The sequence below is a fragment of the Lentzea sp. NBC_00516 genome (assembly GCF_036346835.1).
In the GTDB taxonomy this organism is placed as follows: domain Bacteria; phylum Actinomycetota; class Actinomycetes; order Mycobacteriales; family Pseudonocardiaceae; genus Lentzea; species Lentzea sokolovensis.
This window is the reverse complement of sequence record NZ_CP107840.1, coordinates 4,639,913-4,658,971: the sequence shown is the minus strand read 5'-3', so window position 1 is coordinate 4,658,971 and position 19,059 is coordinate 4,639,913. Positions and strand designations below refer to the sequence as shown.

Annotated in this window: 18 protein-coding genes; 9 read left to right on the top strand and 9 right to left on the bottom strand. The window is 68.8% G+C overall.

What is annotated here, in order from left to right; translation table 11 throughout:
* Positions 1-51: 51 nt before the first annotated feature.
* The 3 genes from OG205_RS20210 (at position 52) to OG205_RS20200 (ending at position 2,247) form a co-directional block, all read left to right on the top strand.
* Positions 52-549, top strand: coding sequence for a hypothetical protein (locus tag OG205_RS20210; protein WP_330277787.1), 498 nt, complete (start codon positions 52-54; stop codon positions 547-549).
* Positions 546-1,520 carry a hypothetical protein gene (locus OG205_RS20205; RefSeq protein ID WP_330277786.1) on the top strand — a complete coding sequence of 325 codons (975 nt, stop codon included), beginning with the start codon at positions 546-548 and terminating at the stop codon, positions 1,518-1,520. The genes OG205_RS20210 and OG205_RS20205 overlap by 4 nt, the downstream gene beginning before the upstream one ends.
* 79 nt (positions 1,521-1,599) lie before the next feature.
* Positions 1,600-2,247: a hypothetical protein gene (locus OG205_RS20200; protein WP_330277785.1), complete on the top strand. Its 648-nt coding sequence runs from the start codon at positions 1,600-1,602 to the stop codon at positions 2,245-2,247.
* A gap of 4 nt (positions 2,248-2,251) precedes the next feature.
* Here the strand turns inward: OG205_RS20200 and OG205_RS20195 are convergent, their stop codons facing one another.
* From OG205_RS20195 to OG205_RS20180, 4 genes are all read right to left on the bottom strand, one after another.
* Positions 2,252-3,061 carry a hypothetical protein gene (locus OG205_RS20195; RefSeq protein ID WP_330277784.1) on the bottom strand — a complete coding sequence of 270 codons (810 nt, stop codon included), beginning with the start codon at positions 3,059-3,061 and terminating at the stop codon, positions 2,252-2,254.
* Entirely contained in the window at positions 3,058-3,936 is an 879-nt protein-coding gene (locus OG205_RS20190) for an ABC transporter ATP-binding protein (protein WP_330277783.1), read from the bottom strand. Before OG205_RS20190 ends, OG205_RS20195 begins: the two co-directional genes overlap by 4 nt.
* 76 nt (positions 3,937-4,012) lie before the next feature.
* Positions 4,013-4,660: a response regulator transcription factor gene (locus OG205_RS20185; protein ID WP_330278196.1), complete on the bottom strand. Its 648-nt coding sequence runs from the start codon at positions 4,658-4,660 to the stop codon at positions 4,013-4,015.
* Entirely contained in the window at positions 4,660-5,805 is a 1,146-nt protein-coding gene (locus tag OG205_RS20180) for a sensor histidine kinase (protein ID WP_330277782.1), read from the bottom strand. The genes OG205_RS20185 and OG205_RS20180 overlap by 1 nt, the downstream gene beginning before the upstream one ends.
* Positions 5,806-5,898: 93 nt before the next feature.
* On the opposite strand from OG205_RS20180, the gene OG205_RS20175 reads away from it, so the two are divergent.
* From OG205_RS20175 to OG205_RS20150, 6 genes are all read left to right on the top strand, one after another.
* Positions 5,899-6,627 (top strand): ABC transporter ATP-binding protein, encoded by a 729-nt coding sequence (locus OG205_RS20175; protein WP_330277781.1) that lies wholly within the window; start codon positions 5,899-5,901, stop codon positions 6,625-6,627.
* A complete protein-coding gene (locus tag OG205_RS20170; RefSeq protein ID WP_330277780.1) occupies positions 6,628-8,535 on the top strand; it encodes an FtsX-like permease family protein in 1,908 nt (635 codons plus the stop codon).
* 452 nt (positions 8,536-8,987) lie between these two features.
* A complete protein-coding gene (locus tag OG205_RS20165) occupies positions 8,988-11,384 on the top strand; it encodes a sensor histidine kinase (protein ID WP_330277779.1) in 2,397 nt (798 codons plus the stop codon).
* Positions 11,385-11,409: 25 nt separating this feature from the next.
* Complete coding sequence (locus OG205_RS20160; RefSeq protein ID WP_030475700.1) at positions 11,410-11,847, top strand: roadblock/LC7 domain-containing protein; 438 nt, start codon at positions 11,410-11,412, stop codon at positions 11,845-11,847.
* On the top strand, positions 11,844-12,221 hold the full coding sequence (locus tag OG205_RS20155) for a DUF742 domain-containing protein (protein ID WP_330277778.1): 378 nt from the start codon (positions 11,844-11,846) through the stop codon (positions 12,219-12,221). Before OG205_RS20160 ends, OG205_RS20155 begins: the two co-directional genes overlap by 4 nt.
* A complete protein-coding gene (locus OG205_RS20150) occupies positions 12,202-12,810 on the top strand; it encodes a GTP-binding protein (RefSeq protein WP_330277777.1) in 609 nt (202 codons plus the stop codon). Before OG205_RS20155 ends, OG205_RS20150 begins: the two co-directional genes overlap by 20 nt.
* 52 nt (positions 12,811-12,862) lie before the next feature.
* Here the strand turns inward: OG205_RS20150 and OG205_RS20145 are convergent, their stop codons facing one another.
* The 5 genes from OG205_RS20145 to OG205_RS20125 all read right to left on the bottom strand — a co-directional run bounded on the left by OG205_RS20145 (position 12,863) and on the right by OG205_RS20125 (position 18,813).
* Positions 12,863-14,224 (bottom strand): tryptophanase, encoded by a 1,362-nt coding sequence (locus tag OG205_RS20145; RefSeq protein WP_330277776.1) that lies wholly within the window; start codon positions 14,222-14,224, stop codon positions 12,863-12,865.
* Positions 14,225-14,249: 25 nt separating this feature from the next.
* Positions 14,250-15,434, bottom strand: a complete 1,185-nt coding sequence (locus OG205_RS20140) for a tryptophan dimethylallyltransferase family protein (protein WP_330278195.1) — start codon at positions 15,432-15,434, stop codon at positions 14,250-14,252.
* 288 nt (positions 15,435-15,722) lie between these two features.
* Positions 15,723-16,679, bottom strand: coding sequence for a lysyl oxidase family protein (locus OG205_RS20135; RefSeq protein ID WP_330277775.1), 957 nt, complete (start codon positions 16,677-16,679; stop codon positions 15,723-15,725).
* Complete coding sequence (locus OG205_RS20130) at positions 16,655-17,989, bottom strand: NAD(P)/FAD-dependent oxidoreductase (protein ID WP_330277774.1); 1,335 nt, start codon at positions 17,987-17,989, stop codon at positions 16,655-16,657. The genes OG205_RS20135 and OG205_RS20130 overlap by 25 nt, the downstream gene beginning before the upstream one ends.
* On the bottom strand, positions 17,989-18,813 hold the full coding sequence (locus OG205_RS20125; protein WP_319973587.1) for a glycosyltransferase: 825 nt from the start codon (positions 18,811-18,813) through the stop codon (positions 17,989-17,991). Before OG205_RS20125 ends, OG205_RS20130 begins: the two co-directional genes overlap by 1 nt.
* Between the last annotated feature and the right edge of the window lie 246 nt (positions 18,814-19,059).

Here is a 19,059-nt window from a genome sequence, read left to right as displayed (position 1 = left end):
ACGGTTCGTTCGGGCTGTAACGCTCGGCCGGGCGGGGCGGATGAACCTGCCATGAGTTTGGTCACGGTCGAGGGAAACGCCGTCAGGTTCAGCGAGTCGGTGGCACGCATCGCCGACTCGCTGAGCCCGCTCGGACCCGCCGGGCGGTGCGTCGCCGAGTCGTACGCGCTGAACACCGAGATGCGCCGGGTCGGTGAGTCGAAGGCCGCGCACGACAAGGAGATCACGCTGGCGTTGCTGGACCAGCGCCGCCGCGAGTCCTCCACCACGTTGCGCCAGATGCAGAAGCACCTGGGCAGGGCGGACCGCAGTGCCGCGGCGTTGCGGGAGTGCATGGTCAACATGCAGCGCGAGACCGTCAAACCAGGGCTGGCACTGGAGGAACGCCGCGCCTACATCGACCTGACCTCGCACTTCACCACCATGCTCGTCCAGCACCACACCGACCTCACCGGCGGCGTCGCGAACGTCATCGACAAGGTGCTCAACGGATCCGGCGCGGCCGCTCTCGCACCGGCCGGCCGCAAACCCGGCCGTCACCGCAGGTGAGCCGCAATCGGAGCGGCTGTGGCGGCTGCGCGTTCGCGTTGCTGGCCCTGATCTTCGTACTGCCGCTGGGAATCGTGCTGGTGGCACCGGCGTTCGCGGCCCGCATCCTCGTCGACGGCCTGCCGGAGCAGCAGCCCTACCTGCACGAGTGGCTCTGGGGCGCGGCCATCTCGGTGCCGCTGGCCGTGCTGCTGGTGAGGTCCGTGCTCAAGCGCGGTGGCCGCGTGCGCGGGACACCGCCGCTGAAGCGCTGGGCGGGGTTCCTCACGCGCGGCGTCGTGCTGCTCACCGCCATGAACACCTTCGCCTTCCTGGAGCGGAAGCCGTCCGCTCCCGGCGAGCACGTCGTCGACGACGGCATGCCGCTCTTCGGTGGTGCGGCACTGATCGGTGTCGTCGTGCTGGTCGCGACGGCGTTGTGGGACCGCCGCCCCCGCCGGGTCACCGTCGAGGAAGTGCGCACCGCGGCCGTCGAGGCCGACCGCACGCTGAAACGCGTCCGTGCCGAGAACGTCCGAGTGCGCCGCCAGGCCGAACAGGTGCAGGCCCGCCTGGTGAAGCTCCAGGCCAGGAACCCGGCACGCCCCGACGTCGAGTTCCACTCCCTGCGCGTCTTCCACCGCGAGTCGTACCAGTGCGCCGACACCGCCCACCTGGCCTACGGGTCCGCGCAGACCTCGTTGCACACCATGTCGTTCCTGGTCCGTCACGCCCGAGTCGCACCGCTTCAGCTGGTGGTGAGCAAGCGGGCCCGTGCCGACATGCGCGCCGCCGCGGCACATCTGCGGAGCTCGCACAGCGAACTTCGGTCCCAGGTCGAGCAGGGGCTCGACATGGTCCGCACGTTGAACACCAACACTTCCGAGCTCAAGCACGAGATCCGCGACAGCTGCGGCACCCAGGGCCAGCGGTGGTTCGCGGACCTGGAAGAACGCGTCGCACTGAAGCGCGAGGAAGAACGCACGCGCTGAAATCCGTCACCCGGTCGTGCGGCTGGTCAACCGCGCCAAATCACCACCGGAAGATCAAGAATGTGCTGAACTGATCGGCATGGGCACGCGCGCGATCCGTCTCACCGCACTCCTGGCCACCATCGCGGCCCTCACGGCCTGCACCGCGCCGCCGGAACCGCCGATGGCCTCGCCGGGACCCGCACTGGACCCGCAGGCGGTCAACTACGACAACCTCGACTTCAACCGGTCGCGGCCGCCCGTCTTCGACGGCAAGTGCGAGTCATTGCCCTCGAACCTCCAGTCGCTGCTCGGGCTCGAGTCGAAACCGGCCACGGCCATGGGCGGCGGGTGCCTCGCACGAGAGCCGTGGGGCGACCTCAAGATCCAGCTGTTCAGCCCGTTGTCGAACAGGAAGTCCCAGGCCCAGTACTTCGTCGACGACTGGAACGGTGACCTCAGCGCCGGCCACTACTTCCAGCGGTCGATCCTGCTGGACCGCTACTACGCGATCACCAAGATCGTGGGGTCGGTGAACGACACCTGCGTGGTCACCGTCGACACCGGTTCCGAGCGGCCGTTCGAGGTCGAGGCCTCGATGGAGTTCCAGGAGAGCATCGCCCTGGCGGACCGGGACGTCGACCAGCCGATCGACCGCGCGCTGCGCGACTTCTGCCCCAGGGCCAGGGAGGCCGCGGAGAAGCTGCTGCCGGTGCTCGACGAGAACGGCGGCAGCAGGGCCCGCTGACCCCTCAGCCCGCGTCGCGCCGGCTGAGCGAGACCAGTGAGACGGCGAGCAGGCCCAGCCAGACGACCAGCGACGAGATCGTCTGGAGCCATCCCGCGCCTTCGCCCGCCATGTGGAAGGCCGCTTCGAGCGGGTAGACCAGCCCGAAGACCTCCGGCAGCATCATGCGCGCCAGGGCGAGCAGCGGCACCGCGATGAAGAACACCGTCAGCGAGCCGCCCGTGTTGGGGATGAGCAGCGAGACGATCAACGCCGTCAGCAGGACCTGCGCGGTGGCCAGCATGGCCACGCCGAGCACCCATCCCGGCCGGGAACCGAGCAGGTAGTTGTGGTTGAGCCCGGTCGCGGCGGTCTTGATCAGGACCGGGTACAGGATGAACGTGAACACCGTGCACACCAGCCACACGCCGGCGAGCACCGTGCCCTGCGCGAACAGATAACGCATCCGTGAGGGCTGCACCAGGAGCGTCGGTTGCACGCTCTTGTACTGCCATTCGCCCGCGACGAGCTTGATCACCGTCGCGAAGACCAGCAGCAGCCCGAGCTGGATCACGAAGAGCATCGGCACGACCTGCCTGCCCGCGCTCGCGAGGTTCGTCTGCGGCAGCGTGAACAGCGCCATCAGCCCGACGAGGAAGAGCGGGGCGACGGCCAGCACGATCTTGTCCGAACGGGTGCCGACGAGCTTGCGCGCCTCGACCGCCACCAGCCGCCAGAACGACGAGGAACTGCTCGCGCGGGCGGCCCACGGCATGTTCGGTGCGGGCGGCTGTTGCTGTTGCTGCTGCCAGGCAGGCGGATGCCCGACGGTCATGACCTACCCCCACTGGTCAGCCGGAAGAACAGGTCTTCCAGGCTCATCTGCTCCTCGCGCAGCCCCAGCAACGGGATGCCCGCGGCGAAGGTGACGTCGGAGATCTTCTCGACCGGCGCGTGCGCGGCGATGAAGCCGTCCGGCGCGGGCTGGATGGCGATGCCACCCCGCTGCAACGACTCGGCGAGGCGGTTCATGTCCTTGGCGCGCACCAGGGAGCGGGCGGAGCTCGTCAGACTGGCCAGCGGCCCGTCGGCCACGATGCGACCGTTGCCGATCACCAGCACCCTGTCCGCGGTCTGGTCCACTTCGGACAGGACGTGGCTCGACAGCAGCACCGTGCCCCCGCGGGAGGCGTGCCCCCGCAACAGGTTCCGCACCGCGCGGATGCCCTCGGGATCGAGGCCGTTGATGGGCTCGTCGAGCACCAGCAGTGGCGGGTTGGTGATCAGGGCGTGCGCGATGCCCAGCCGCTGGCGCATGCCGAGGCTGTACTTGCCGATCTTGCGGGTGGCCGCGTCGGCCAGCCCCAGCATCTCGAGCACCTCGTCCGCCCGGCGGGCGGGAACGCCGGAAAGCGTTGCGGCCATGCGCAGATGGCCCCGCCCGCTCCGTCCGGGATGGACGGCCGCCGCGTCGAGCAGCACCCCGGCGACGTGCGACGGGTTCGGCCACGCGGTGAACGGGCGGCCCGCGATCGTCGCCTGGCCGCGGTCCGGCCGGGTCAGTCCGGTGATCATCCGCAGGGTCGTCGACTTGCCGGCGCCGTTGGGCCCGAGGAAGGCCGTCACGGTGCCGGGCTGGAGCTCGAAGCCCACCTGATCAACGACCGTGCGACCCTCATAGGCCTTGGTCAGCCCCCACGCTGTGAGCACACACCCACCGTAGCGGTAGTCACTGTCCGTCGCGGGCTGATTCGCGCAGCGAGTCGATCTTCGGGGGTGCAGTTGATCAGCCCGCGGTCCGGTCGCCCAGGTAGGTGAGCGTGGCGAGCACCCGCCGGTTGCGGTCCTCGCCGGGCACGAGTCCGAGCTTGGCGAAGATGTTGCCGACGTGCTTGTTCACCGCGGCCTCGGAGACGACGAGCCTCTCGGCGATGCCCGCGTTGGAGCAGCCCTCGGCGATCAGGCCCAGCACCTCGCGCTCGCGGTTCGACAGCCCGGCCAGCGGGTTGCGCCTCAGCAGCTTGCGGACCACCTCGGGGTCGATGACGGTCTCGCCCGCCGCCACCCGGCGCAGGGCCGCGAGGAACTCCCGCACGTCGCCGACCCGGTCCTTGAGCAGATAGCCGACGCCGGTTCCGTTACCCGAGTCGAGCAGGTCGGCGGCATAACTCGTCTCCACGTACTGGCTCAGCGCGACGACGGGCAGGGCCGGGTTCGCCCGGCGCAACCGGACCGCGGCGCGCAGGCCCTCGTCGGTGAAGCCCGGCGGCATCCGGATGTCGGTGACGACGAGATCCGGTGCGTGTTCGGCCACGGCGGCGATCAGGGCGTCGGCGTCGGCGACCGTTGCCACCACTGGGAAACCGAAGCGGTCGAGCAACGCGGCCAGGCCTTCGCGCAGCAGAGCGCCGTCTTCTGCCAGGACTGTGCGGATCAGCACGGGAACTCCGCTCGCACGGTGGTGGGTCCGCCGGAGGGGCTGGACAGGGACAGGGTGCCGCCGAGAGCCGCGCAGCGGTCGGCCAGGCCGGTGAGACCGGAACCGTGCGAGGCGTCGGCACCGCCGTGGCCGTCGTCGGTGACTTCGACGGTGAGAACGTTGCGCCGCAACGATGCCGCGACCTGGATCGTGGTGGCGCCGCTGTGTTTGGCGGCATTGCTCAGGGCCTCGGCCACCACGAAGTACGCGGCGCCCTCGACGGTGCCGGGAGGGCGTTGGGGAACGACGCAGTGCACGGTCACCGGAATCGGCGAGCGGTCGGCCAGTTCTCTCAGTGCGGCCGGCAAGCCCAGGTCCGACAAGGCCTGCGGGTGGATTCCGTGGATGAACTCCCGCAGTTCCACCAGCAACTGCTTCGCCTGCGAATGCGCGTCGGCGACGGACTCGGTGCCGGGGGAGTCCGGTGGCAGCTCCAGCTTCGCGACGCCCAGTCGCAGGATCAGGCTCACTACCCGTTGCTGGGCACCGTCGTGCAGGTCGCGTTCGATGCGGCGCCGTTCCGCGTCGAACGCGGTGACAAGACGTTCGCGCGACTGGGAAACCCGCACGAGTTCGGTCCGCAGCCCGCTGCCGGACGGGTACAGCAGGGCTCGCGCGATCGTCGCGTGCACACCGGCCACGAGCGCGAACAGGTACAGCAGCAACGGAAACAGCGCCAAGCCCGCGAGCGCGTACGGCAGCGCTTCGGACACCGTGCGGGCTTCGCCGAAACCGAGGGCGAGCGCGCGGTCCGGTGCCACGAAGAACGGGCCGGAGATCAACGCGAGCACCAGCGTCAGAGCCAGCGCGAGCACCAGGGACGGCAGCGCCAGGAACGCCACGGCGCACAGATAGCCGACGTCCCACCAGGAAGCGGGGCGACCGGCCCGCGCGGCATCGACGAGTCGCAGCCGCCGGCGTTCGAGCAGAGCGACGGGACGAGCCACCGCCGGGCCGCCCACCAGCGCGAACGGCAGCGCGACCAGGCTCAGCAGCGCCACCACCGGAGTGCTCAGCACGTACGCCGTCGCCCGCCACGGCCACCTGGTCAGCAGGAACCGCCGCCGCCCGGCGGATTCCCAGATCGTGCGTTCCCCCACCCGGACCACCGTAGTCAGGTAGAGGTTTCACCACCTGCGAAGCGGACATCAACGCCAGTGACTCCCGCCCGCGGCGCGCGGTTGAGTGCTCCCATGTCGTATCCAGCCGTAGAACTGCGCCAGGTCACCCGCTTCTACGGAACCAAGAACACCGGTGTCGCCGCCCTCGACGACGTCAGCCTGGCCTGCCCGGCCGGCACGTGGACCGCGATCATGGGGCCGTCGGGGTCGGGCAAGTCCACGCTGCTGCACTGCGCGGCCGGGCTGGACCAGGTCACCAGCGGCCGCGTCGTGCTGGCCGGGCGCGACATCACCACGGCAACGGACGGTGTGCTCACGGAGATGCGGCGGCGCGCGATCGGGTTCGTGTTCCAGAACTTCAACCTGATCGGTTCGCTGACCGCCGAGCAGAACGTCGCGTTTCCGTTGAAGCTGGCCGGAATCCGCGCGTCCAGGAGCGACGTGCGCCAGGTCCTCGGCAGCGTCGGACTCGCGGACCGGGCCACGCACCGGCCGCGTGAGCTCTCCGGCGGCCAGCAGCAACGGGTCGCCATCGCCCGCGCGATGATCTCCCGCCCCGCCGTGCTGTTCGCCGACGAACCGACCGGCGCGCTGGACTCGCGGTCGGCGAGGGTGGTCCTGACGCTGTTGCGCGACATGGTGCGCGGCGCCGGGCAGAGCATCGTGATGGTCACCCACGACCCCGCCGTGGCGGCCAGTGCCGACGCGGTGGTCTTCCTCGCCGACGGACGGATCGTGGACCGGGTGACCGAGCCGACCACGCACCAGGTCGCCGAGCGGCTCGCGCGGCTGGAGAGCTGAATGTTCCGGATGTCGTTCGGCACGTTCCGGGAGCGGTGGGAACTGTTCGCGGGGGCCGTTCTCAGCGTTGCCGTCGGAGTCGCGCTCGTGCAGGCCTCGCTCCTCGTCCTCGCGGCCACGGGGGAGCCGCGGATCCCGGAAGGGCTGTCCCGCCAAGCCGAGGACAGGATCCGCGAAGGGTTCGTCGGCGCCGCGACGGTGATGGGCATGACCGCGTTCCTCGCCCTGTTCCTCGCGGTCTTCATCGTGAGTTCCACGTTCGGCTTCACCGTCGACCAGCGCCGCCGCGACCTCGCCCTGCTGCGGCTGACCGGTGGCAGCCGCGGCCAGGTGCGGATGTTGCTGCTGTCCGAGTCGCTGCTGCTCGGGATCGTCGGATCGGCGCTGGGGGTGCCGATCGGGCTGATCGCGAAGCACGTGCAGACGTGGCTGCTCGTCGAGATCGGCCTGGTGCCGGACGGTTTCACGGCCCCGTGGCGGCTGTGGGCGGTGATCGTCGCCGGGGTCGCCGGTGTCGGTGTCGCGCTGACCGGGGTGTTCGCCGCCTCGCTGCGGGCGGCCCGGATCCGGCCGCTGGACGCCCTGCGGGAGACCGGGAAGGCCGCCAGGGTCATGACCGCCTCCCGCTGGTTGCTCGGCCTGTCCAGCACGGCCTGCACGGTCGCCATGGTGGTGTGGGCGCACGGCGCGAACCTGATCGGCGCGATGATGGCGGCGCTGGGCATCTCGATGGTCGGTGCGGTCGCGATGAGCACTCTGAGCCCGCTCGTCGTCCCGTTCGCCGCCTGGCTGTGCGGCCTGCTCGCGCCCGGCAGCCTGGCCATCGCCTCCCTCAGGGACGGCGTGCGGCGCAGCGCCGCCACCGCGTCCCCGCTGATCGTGCTGGTCTCACTGCTGCTCGGCCTCGCGGGCACGTTCGGCTCGCTCGCCGACGCCGGAGGGGAGGAGGCGAAACGGTCGCTGAACGCCCACCTCGTGGTCACCTCGACGGGGGAACAGGCGGAACGGCTGCCCGGAATCGAAGGTGTGGCCGTCGCGTCCCGGCAGAACGCCGTGGACATCACGATCACGGCGGGGGACCGGCGCGGCGTCCACTCCGGGATCATCGCGGTCGACGCGGCCGACTACATGCACACGCACACCCTTATTCCGGCGAGCGGTGACTTGAACGCACTCACCGGTGACACCGTTTTCGTCGGCCCCGCCCAGCACTCCGAGTGGATCGGCCTCGGCGAGGTGCTCAGCGTGGACGCAGAAGGAAAACCGCTGGGCCTCACCGTCGTCGGAGGACTTCCGGAGACCCTCGAACCGGGCGAGAGCTTTTTGGTCCCGCGGCGGATTCTGCCCAGGCAGGTGTGGGCGAACGCGCCGACGGAGACGGTCATCCAGGTCGTTGCGGAACAAAACCCCGGTGTTGTCGCCGAACGGATCGAGCGTGCCGGTATCGGAGAGGTGCACACCGTGCAGGATTGGGCGAGGGCGCGCGCGGGCAGAAATCAGGCAGGAAACGTGCAGATCCTTAGTGTGCTGATGGGATTGGCCGGGCTCTACGCGCTGATGGCCGTCGTGAACTCGGTCGTGATCGCGGGCACCGAACGCCGCCGCGAGTTCGCCGTCTTCCGGGTGACCGGGCTGAGCCGGCCTCAAGTCGCCCGGACGGCTGTGGCCGAGGCCACTGCGGTGGCGATCATCGGACTGGTGCTCGGATGCGCGGTCGCCGCCGCCGGATTGGCGGGCATCGGCGGTTCCGTGCGCGCCGCGATCGGGGTGACCGTCGTGCACGTTCCTTGGGCGCTCCTCGCGGTGGTCGCGGCCGGTTCTCTCGCCGTAGTGGCGGTGACCAGCGGTATTACCGCGTTCTTGACGACACGGGAGCGCCCTGTCTCGTTGATCACGACCAAGGAATGACCTGTGTTGATCACGGCGTGGCGAGGTGATCCGCATGCGAATTCACGAATAAGAGCCGGTAACGGAAAGCGACGCTCGGTTGCGCTCCGTTCTGCTTAGAAGATGCCGCACGCCGCTGTCAAGTTCGGGGCAATAGCCGCCGCGTTTCCACTGTTCAGTTAGCGAAAGCCCAGCTCGCGTCCTTTCGCCCACTCGGTCACGACCGCGCGACCTCCCTGCGAGAGCGTGCACATCACTGCAACAGCTGGGGATCGAACCGGAGAACGGGGGTGTTGCGTTGCGCATCTGACTGAGTACTCTGCACTCACCCCCTCAAGATCATCGCTGTTGGTCATGTTGATCATGTGGTGTTATCTTTCCGTCGCCAATTCGGGTGGTCGTGGAGCGTTGTGAAGCTGAAGAACGTGCCTGAGACGAATTACAAGACAATTCGTTCCCGGCTCACTGGTGTCGTGGTGGTTCCCAGCGTCGTCCTTCTGGCCATGTGGGCGCTGTTCTCGTCCTACACGGTGTTCGAGGGTCTCTACCTCCAGCTGGTCGCCTCCGGCGCGCGGGACGCCTCGATCCCCGCGGTCCAGTCGTTCGCGTCGCTGCAGAAGGAACGCGAGCTGAGCATGACGAGCCTGAGCCGCTCGGGCTCCAGCACGTCGGCGTTGCTCAAGCAGCAGCAGGACACCGACAAGGACGTCGAGAAGATGAAGTCGGCGTTCGCCGAACTCGCTTCCCAGGCGCCGCAGGAGATCGTCGACGGCATCAACAAGCTCAACGGGCTGCTCGACCAGCTGCCGGACCAGCGCGAGCGCCTGGAGTCCGGCAACGCGTCCAAGGACGAGATCTACCGCTACTACAACAGCGTTCTCGACGCCGGTGGCTCGCTGTTCGGCACGCAGGCCCGCATCGTGCCCGACGCCGAGACCGTGCAGGGCGCACTCGGTGCGCTGCAGTACTTCCAGGCCTCCGACGCGATGTCGCGGTCCAGCTCGGTCGCCGCGGGCGCGCTGGCGGCGGGCAAGTTCACGCCGGAGGAGCACCGCGAGTTCGCGAACCTCGTCGGCGCGTACCACTTCACGCTCAACGTCATCGAGCCCACCTCGCTGCCGGACGTGCGCGAACACTTCAAGCAGCTCACCGGCAGCGCGCCGTACCAGCAGCTGGTGACCCTGGAGAACCGCCTGCTGCAGAACGCGGAACGGCCCGTCGGGCAGCAGGTCACGCTGGCGGACTACGAGAACGCGACCCGCGCCGTGTCCACCGAGCTGACCACGATGGTGCAGGAGCAGTCCACCGGCGCGGTCAACATCGCCATGGCCAACGGCAAGGACAAGTTCACCACCGTCCTCATCGGCAGCCTGATCGCCCTCATCGCGGTCATCGCCGGCATCTTCGTCGCGGTCCGCGTCTCGAACCGCCTCGTCAACAAGGCGTTGATCGTCCGCCTCATCGCACTGAAGAGCGACTCGCTCAAGCTCGCGCACGAACGCCTGCCGAACATCGTCGAGCGGTTGCGCGAGGGCAAGCACGTCGACGTCGCCGCCGAGGTCCCCGCGCTCGACTACGGCAACGACGAGATCGGGCAGGTGGCCGACGCGTTCAACGCCGCGCAGTACACCGCCGTCGCCGCGGCCGTGAAGGAGTCGCAGACCCGTGAAGGCGTGAACCGGGTCTTCCTCGACATCGCGCGCCGCAACCAGGGCCTGGTGCACCGCCAGCTCAAGATCCTCGACAAGCTGGAGCGCGAGGAGGAGAACCCCGACCACCTCGACGCGTTCTTCCAGCTCGACCACCTCGCCACCCGTGCGCGCCGCAACGCCGAGAACCTGATCATCCTGACCGGCGAGCAGCCGGGCCGGCAGTGGCGCAAGCCCGTGCGCATGCTCGACGTCGTGCGCGCCGCCGTCGCCGAGACCGAGCAGTACGCCCGCGTGAAGGTCAACCCGGTGCCCGAGGTCGCGCTGGTCGGCGCCGCCGTCGCGGACACCATCCACCTGATCGCCGAGCTCGTCGACAACGCGACCTCGTTCTCCTCGCCGCGCTCGCAGGTCGAGATCCACAGCAGCGAGGTGCCGCAGGGTCTCGTCATCGAGATCGAGGACCACGGCCTCGGCATCAAGCCCGAGGACCGCGAGCTGCACAACAAGATGCTGGAAGCGCCGCCCGACTTCGAGGCGATGAGGCTGCGCGGCGAGTCCCGCCTGGGCCTGTTCGTCGTCGCCCGGCTGGCCGCCCGCCGCCACATCCACGTCGAGCTGCGCGACTGCCCGTCCGGCGGCACCATCGCGCTGGTCCTGATCCCGTCCGAGCTGATCGTCGGCGAGGCGGGCGCGGCAGACCCCGCGGACTCGGTCCAGATGCCCAAGCCGACGTTCCGCCAGCAGACGCTCCAGCAGGCCTCGCGGTCACCGGAGGCCCTGGAGTCCTCGGTCCCGATGCAGGGCGACCTGACGCGGGACCCCCGGCCCGCCGAACGCCCCACCGAGACCTTCCACCTGGACGAGTTCTGGGCCGGGAGGGCAGTGGGAAACGGCCGGAGCCCAGGCCCGGAAAGGGACCTGGACAGCAGCAGCGGGCAGATCGAGCTGCCCCGGGAAGACCGCCTGGGAGGCGTCTGGCCGACAGACGACCCGGCGGAAGGTGAGGCGACGACGCGTCAGAACGCCCGGCCGGAGCTGCCGCGCCGGAGGCGGCAGCAGCACCTCGTACCTCAGCTGGCCAACGACGAACCCCGGCCGATGCCCGAACTCGCGGAGTTCAACCCCGAGGAACGGGCGGAACGCACCCGCGACGGAATGTCCGCCTTCCAGCAGGGCACGCGCAGCGCCCGCCAGGCCGACGACGTCGTGGAACCGTGATCACGAAACTGAAAGGGCTATTTCCGTGGACGACCTGACCGGCGGGCACCCCGAGCTCAACTGGCTGCTGGAGGACCTCGTCGCGAGAGTGGTCGGTGCCCGGCACGCGGTGGTGCTCTCCGCGGACGGCCTGCTGCTCGCCCACTCTCCCGAGCTGTCCAAGGACGACTCCGACCACCTCTCGGCGATGGCGTCGGCGTTCCAGAGCCTCGCTCGCGGAACCGGACGCCACTTCGGAGGTGGCCAGGTCCGCCAGACCATCGTGGAGATGGAGCGCGCGCACCTGTTCGTCACCGCGGCGGGGCAGGGAGCCTGTCTCGCGGTGGTGGGCGACGAGGACGCCGACATGGGCATGATCGCCTACGAGATGAACATGCTCGTGAAGCGCGTAGGCGCCTACCTCTCGTCGGCACCGCGAACACTGGCGTCGCCGAGGATGCCCAACCCCCTCGGGTTGTCATGAGCAACTCCTCCGACTGGTGGTACGACGAGGCGGCGGGCCCCATGGTCCGCCCGTACGCGATGGTGAACGGCCGCACCAGGCCCAAGCCCGCGGGTGAGGACCTGACCCTCACGACCCAGGTCCGGGCACTGCGCACGACAACGGACCAGGGCACGCTGTCGGTGGAGCACCTGGAGATCATCAAGCTCTGCCGGAAACCGCTTTCCGTCGCGGAGGTCGCCGCCTACCTGCACGCACCGCTCGTCGTGGTGAAGGTGCTGCTGAGCGACCTCATCCAGCGCGGAGACGTCATCACCAGCGGCCCGGCCACCACGGTGGTCCCGGTCGACATGAACCTACTCCAGAAGGTGCTCGATGGTGTCCGTGCAATCTGATCGGCCTGATTCCGGGCAGGGGCGTGAGGAACTCACCATCCCCTCCTCCGTCAAGATCGTCGTCGCCGGCGGTTTCGGCGTCGGCAAGACCACGATGGTCGGCGCGGTCAGCGAGATCACCCCGCTGCGGACCGAGGAGCTGCTCACCGAGGCCGGCGAGGAGATCGACGATCTCTACGGCGTCGAGGGCAAGACCACGACCACGGTCGCCCTGGACTTCGGCCGGATCACGATCAACCCCGAACTGGTGCTCTACCTGTTCGGCACGCCGGGCCAGGACCGCTTCTGGTTCCTGTGGGACGAGCTCGCCGTCGGCGCGATCGGCGCGGTCGTCCTGGTCGACACCCGCAGGCTCGACGCGGGCTTCGGCGCGATCGACTTCTTCGAGCGGCGGGGCATCCCGTTCGTCGTGGCGGTGAACTGCTTCCAGGGCAGCCACTCCTACACGGCGGAGGAGATGCGCGTGGCGCTGGACGTCGCGGACACGGTGCCGTTGGTGCTGTGCGACGCCCGCGACCGCGAGTCGTGCAAGGCGGTGCTGGTCCGCGTGATCGAACACGCGATGAACCGGCTCGACGTGATGGCCTGAGCTGACCTTTGTTGAAGCCCTTGGCGTTGTGCGCCAAGGGCTTCAACTGTTGCTAAGGCTTGATCTGCTCGAGCCGGCAGCGGAACGGCCTGAGGATCGGCGGCACCTCGGTGAGCCGGTAACCGGGCACCTGTTCGGGATCCTTGGCGATCCCCGCCAGCGTCTCCGCCACGTACTCCAGGTGGCTGCGCGTGTAGACCCGGCGCGGGATCGCGAGCCGCACCAGTTCGAACGGCGCGGGCGTGATCAGGTCCCCGGAGGAGTCGATGTCCCCGAGGTAGAGCGATCCCACCTCGGCACAACGGATTCCGCCCGCGAGGTACAGCTCCGACGCGAGCGCGTGCCCGGTGAACCTGCTCGGCGGGATGTGCGGCAGCAGCCTGCCCGCGTTGAGGTAGACCGCGTGCACGCCCGCCGGCCGCACACTGTCCACACCGGCCTCACGGGCGCAGTCGGCGAGGTATGCGGTGGCCTCGGCCCGCTCGCGCAGGTACATCGGATCGGTGACCTCGAGCAGCCCCTGCGCGCACATGTCCAGGTCACGGCCGGAAAGCCCGCCGTACGTGCTGAACCCCTCAGTGGCGATCAGCAGGAGTTCGCACTGCTTGGCCAGGTCGGGGTCCTGCAGCGCGAGCATCCCTCCGATGTGGACGATGCCGTCCTTCTTCAGGCTCAGCACGCACCCGTCGGCGAGCCGGAACGCCTTCTTCGCGACCTCACGCGGAGTGTGGTCGCGGTACTTCTCCTCCCGCTGCGTCACGAGCCACGCGTTCTCGGCGAACCGGGCCGCGTCGAGGATGAACGGCACACCGTGCCTGCGGCACAACTTCCGCACGGCCTTGAGGTTCGCCATCGACACCGGCTGCCCGCCGCCGCCGTTGTTGGTGATCGTCATGAGCACCAGGCCGACGTCCTCGGGGCCCTCCAGCAACTCCTCGAGCGCGACGAGGTCGATGTTGCCCTTGAAGGGTTCGTCGCTGTCGAGGTCCGCGAAGGCCGGCGACGGCAGGTCCCGCACCACGCCGCCCGCCAGTTCGACGTTCGCACGGGTGGTGTCGAAGTGCGTGTTGCTGACCGAGATCTGCCCGGGTTTCAGCAGCGAGCCGAACAGGATCCGTTCCGCCGCCCGGCCCTGGTGCACGGGAAGGATGTGCTCGTAGCCCGTGAGTTCCTCGGTCACCGCGCGGAACCGGAACCAGGAACGGGAACCCGCGTAGGTCTCGTCGCCGCGCATTCCCGCGGCCTGCTGCTCGGCGGACAACGCGCCCGTGCCGGAATCGCTCAGCAGGTCGATCGTGACGTCTTCAGCCGTGAGGTTGAACTGGTTGTACCCGGCCTTGGCGTAGCGGCGTTCCCGGAACTCGCGGGTGGTGATGGGAATGGGCTCGACGACCTTGATGCGGTACGGCTCCACAACGGGCCTTTCTTCGGTGCGGCGGCTAAACAAGCAGTGCTTTGGCGCGGGAGGGGGTGACGTCGTACGCCTCGGACGACAGGTAGACCGAGACTCCCGGTTTCGGCCTGCCCAGCCGCAGCGACACGTGGGCGATCAGGCCCACGCCGTCACCGAGGGGGCGCTGGACGAGACTCGCGAGCGCCATGACGAACGGCGCCGGGTCGAACCCGCACCTGGCCATGATCGCCAGGACGCGCTCGCAGGCCTCGAGGTCGTCCTGCACGTAGTCGCGCACCGGGATGTAGAGGGAGTAGCCGCTGGGTCGCTCGGTGTCGCCGGACAGGAAGGTGTAGCTCGACATCAGCGGACGCCGGGAGAACGGTCCCGCGCCGCCGCAGGCGAGTTCGCAGACGTCCGCCAGGAGCACCGGGTCGACGTCGGGGACCGCCGCCGCTGCCGCCACCACGTCCGCGATCGCCGCGTCGTCGTGCGACACGTAGGTCTTCACCCGTGCCTGGTTCTCGTCCGTGAGGTCGAGGGCGAAGAACGAGAACCGGTCCAGCCCCTCGCGCCGCAGCCCGTGCTCCGAGATGGCCGGGATCGCCGCGCTCAGGCCGAGCCGGGACAGTCCTTCACCGACCAGGGCGGTCGCGCTCTCACGGCCGCGCACGTCGGGGTTGAGGTAGACCTTGATCGCGGGCGGCGTCTCCGGCCCGACGATCAGCGAGTACCAGAACGCGAACGCACCCTGCGGGTCGTCCGGCAGGAACAGGTCGCGCACCCGGTCGAGTTGTCCGAGGTTCAGCCCGCGCCGCCGTGCCAGCCGGTCGAGCACGCCGAGCGCCGCGCCGAGATTGGCGCGCGGGCCGGGCTGTTCGGCGAGCGATTCGACGATCATGCGGACGACCGGGCGTTCGTTTTGGGCCAAAGCCACCGAGAATTCGACGGGGGTGTGGTCGTCGGCGACATTGGAGGTCCAATGGGGCACCGCGGAGAGAGGCAGTCTGCAACCAGGGCCCAATGTCTCACCCAGCAGTTTTGTCGCGCTTTGCGCCGAGTCCGCTAAACCGACGGCGCGAAGGAGGTCGCGTAGTTGTCCGATGGCGAAATCGTGCAGGGAGACGGCTGGCGCGCTCAAGATGGGGCACTCCTGATCGGGCCGGTAATCCGGTCGGTTGCAATCCTGACGGGGTGGAATCGCAACGTGAATTCTCTCAACCAGCCACATGCCCAGGTCAAGAGCCAAGGGGGTTGCGTGCGACACTCTGCGCTGTGATCAAGATTGCACCGCTCGGTCTATTGACTTGATCGGTTCCTACTGTCTTCGTGCGCAATTGTGTCTGCGGGCATGAGTGTGCTATGCGTGATCGCCAATGGTGTCGCAGAGTGAAGGATTGTGCTAATCGCGGGCGTCGTGGTATTACGTTCGTTTTCGGCCCGTTTGTCCCGGTACAAAAGAAAAACGGGGGTGCCCGCATCGCGGAACACCCCCGTTCGGGGCTTGTTTCGGCACTTCTCAGCCGTACGTCTTCGCGCACCGCTCTTTACCGGGACAACTGCGGATCATGCGCACCGAAGGGGCCTCGTCGATCCTGTCGGGAGGGTTCGCCGCCCCGTCCGGCCACTGCACGGAGATCGCGATCGACGCCGCGTTGTTGTCGTAGTTCTTCTCCAGCAACGCGTGGTCGGAGTTCACGACGTTGACCACGTCGTAGATGCCGGACTTCACGTGGGTGAGGTCCAGCCACTGGAAGTCGACGTCGTGCTTGTAGTCGTCGCCGGAGCCGACCGAGATGCCGAACACGACGTCCACAGCGGACGGGTTGTGGTGCTCGCACATGTGCCCGTCCAGGCGCTCCGCGAGCTTGCCCGCCGGGCTGTCCGGGTCCGCGGGCCGGTGCTCGAGGTAGTCGGAGACGGTGTAGCGGTCGCCGATGCAGAACCCGTTCTTGCGGTCGGTCACGACCACGCCGCCGTCGGGGGTGCGCAGCTGGAAGTACTCGAAGTTGAGCAGGTGCCAGTGCGTGTGAGTGGGAGCGGGCTCGTAGTACGCGCTGGAGTTCGTCTCGCGCCGCGCCTCGTTGTACGAGCCGGCGATCGAACCGTCCACACCGGACTGGACGGCCTGACGGACGTTCATCGTCGGCGTGGACGTGCTGTCACGGTGCGCGTGCAGCAGCAACGGGCCGTCGCCGACGTTGTCGATCGAGGTGGTGAACCGCAGGCGGACGGCCTGGGCGGTGCCGCCGCGGTACATGCACTTGCCCCGTGCCGCCGAGGCGTCCTCCACCAGGCACACGTCCCAGGCTCGGCACAGCAACGGGGAGCCGTCGTGGCCACCGGGACAGCCGATGGGCGCCTGGCGGAGATCGGGCAGCAGCGGCGCGGGATCGGCCTGGACGTGCTGCGAGGAGACGAGGTTGACCGCGGTGACCGTGAGTGCTGCGATCACCGCGCCGATTCTGCTGACCATGCGGCGTTCTCCTGGGTCGAGGAGCTCCTGGCGGCGCGCAGGAGCGTGTCCGTCACGGAGTTGGAGAGCTCGACGCTGGAGTTCCAGCTCGTGACGTCGGGGTAGACGTGGGCCGTGGTGGCGAGCAGCAGTCGCGTGCCGGGCACCTCGACGGGCGGCCGCTTCGTGAGATACCCCAGCGGGTATACCGGTTCGACGAACGGCGCCTTGAACACGCGCACCTCGTCGACGTCGTCCGGCGTGAGTCCTTTGTGGATGTTCAGCAGCTGCTCGGTCCAGCGGCGGGCGATGCTGTCGGAGTCCTCGCGGTACAGCGCGGACTCGCGATCGGTGTAGTGCATGACGTACACGAGATGCCGGTCGCCGTAGCGCTCCGAACCCGTCAGCGGGGTCATCTCGATCACGCCGTCGAAGTCCGTGCCGCAGCGCAGCACCGGCGCCCAGTAGTGCCCGGACAACGGCTTGCGCAGGAAGAACAACGTGTTGACGACACCCTGGTACGGCAGCTGGACCTCGGGCAGCCGCGGCGCCAGCTCGGCGTCCGCGATGGCCCGCAACGCCGGCAGCGGGACCGTGGAGACCGCGTGGTCCGCCTCGATCGTCTCGCCGTCGGCCAGCGTCACGACCACCCGGTTCGCCGAAGCCTCAAGCCTGCCAACGGGAGCGGAGACGCGGACCTCGCCGCCGTGCGCCTCGATGGAGGCCCTCAGTGCGTCGATCACGCTCTTGTAGCCACCGGCCGGGTAACCGCGGACCGCCTCGTTGCTCTCGCGGCCCAGGCGCTGCCACACGTACAGCGCGGGCACGTCGCCGAACGCGGAGCCGAACTTGGCGCCGAACATCGGCGCGAGCAGCATCTCCCAGATGGTGTCGCCGTACAGGCCGCGCAACCAGTCCTCGGTGCGCAGGTTGTCGAGGTCCTTGCCCTTGCCCAGCCTGCGCAGCAGCAACGAGACCACGCCGAAGCGGATCCGGTTCACGAGGCTGAGCGGCCGGAACCGCAGCAGGTCCAGAGCAGAGTTGAACGAGCGGTGCTCGCCCTCGACGATCATGCCCATCGTGGTCGGGTTCCAGCCGACGCTCTCGCGCAGGCCGACCTCGTCCAGCAGCGCCAGCAACGCCGCGTCGGTCGGCATCACGCAGTGGTAGAAGCGTTCCACCGACCGGCCCTGCGACGTGAAGAACGTGCCGAGGCCGCCGAGCTGGTCACTGGCTTCGAGAAGCGTCACGGCCATGCCCTCGCGGGCGAGGCGGTGCGCGGTGGCGAGGCCGCAGATGCCCCCGCCGATCACGACGACCCGCGCGGCCATCAGAGCTTCCGGAACGGAACGGGCGCGAGGCGGTCACGCGTCAGCAGGAGCAGGTACTGCTTGAGCGTGCGGCCGAGCCGGAGCTTGCTGGCGCCGGGCTTGCGGTCGTAGCGCAGGTGCAGCGGGATCTCGCTGACGATCGGCCCGCAGTGCCGCAGCTTGAGCAGGAGCTCGACCATGCAGGCGAACCCGCGTTCCTCGACCAGACGCTCGCCCCAGTGCGCGGTGGCGCGGCGCAGCAGGCTCACCCGGTAGGCGCGGAAGCCGCTGGTGAAGTCGCGGACGCCGTCGAAGTGCAGGATCTTGCCGAACACGACGCGGGCGCCGCGCGAGAGCAGCCTGCGCCACTGCGGTGCCGTCGAGTCGTCGCCGCCGGAAACGAAGCGGGAGCAGATGACGACGTCCGCGCCGGCCTTGATCTCGGCCAGCATCGCGGGGAAGACGCCGGGGTCGTGGGTGTCGTCGGCGTCCATGACGATCAGGACGTGCTCCGGCGAGGCCTCGGCGAGCACGGCCCGCAGTCCCGACTGGACGGCCTGGCCGAGCCCGAGGTTGACCGGGTGGGTCACCAGGCGGACGTCGAGGCCGCGCACGCCGGTCACGCTGGCGCCGGTGCCGTCGGACGAGCCGTCGTCGACCACCCACACGGTGATCCGGTCGGCGAGATCGGTGCCGGCGATGCGCGCCAGCAGCGACGGGAGCGCCACCGCCTCGTTGTAGGCGGGCAGGACGACGTGCACATCGCCGCACGTGCGGATCGGCTTCTGCACGATCGCGACCGGTTCGCCGGCGGAATGCCGGATGCCGTGTTCGTCGACTCTCACGCTCAATGCCCCCTCTTCGGTGGCTCGTGGTTGGTGGCGTGAATTATTGACACGGCGTGCTAAAGCTTTGAGGCGGCCCTGGGTGAGTTCAGGGCAGGAACTACGTCGAAACCTCACCTACTGCGTTCACGCGGGACACAGAAGAGGGATATTGATACCCGAAGAGATGATTTCTCAGAGTTCATTCACTCTTTCGTGCGCTCCTGCGGCCAAAACTCCTTCGATCGGATGATCTTCCATGAGGCG

Coding starts and splice junctions, on each gene's coding strand:
- OG205_RS20210 (WP_330277787.1), top strand. CDS start 52: ATGAGTTTGGTCACGGTCGAGGGAAACGCCGTCAGGTTCAGCGAGTCG.
- OG205_RS20200 (WP_330277785.1), top strand. CDS start 1,600: ATGGGCACGCGCGCGATCCGTCTCACCGCACTCCTGGCCACCATCGCG.
- OG205_RS20195 (WP_330277784.1), bottom strand. CDS start 3,061: ATGACCGTCGGGCATCCGCCTGCCTGGCAGCAGCAACAGCAACAGCCG.
- OG205_RS20175 (WP_330277781.1), top strand. CDS start 5,899: ATGTCGTATCCAGCCGTAGAACTGCGCCAGGTCACCCGCTTCTACGGA.
- OG205_RS20170 (WP_330277780.1), top strand. CDS start 6,628: ATGTTCCGGATGTCGTTCGGCACGTTCCGGGAGCGGTGGGAACTGTTC.
- OG205_RS20155 (WP_330277778.1), top strand. CDS start 11,844: ATGAGCAACTCCTCCGACTGGTGGTACGACGAGGCGGCGGGCCCCATG.
- OG205_RS20150 (WP_330277777.1), top strand. CDS start 12,202: ATGGTGTCCGTGCAATCTGATCGGCCTGATTCCGGGCAGGGGCGTGAG.
- OG205_RS20140 (WP_330278195.1), bottom strand. CDS start 15,434: ATGTGGCTGGTTGAGAGAATTCACGTTGCGATTCCACCCCGTCAGGAT.
- OG205_RS20135 (WP_330277775.1), bottom strand. CDS start 16,679: ATGGTCAGCAGAATCGGCGCGGTGATCGCAGCACTCACGGTCACCGCG.
- OG205_RS20130 (WP_330277774.1), bottom strand. CDS start 17,989: ATGGCCGCGCGGGTCGTCGTGATCGGCGGGGGCATCTGCGGCCTCGCC.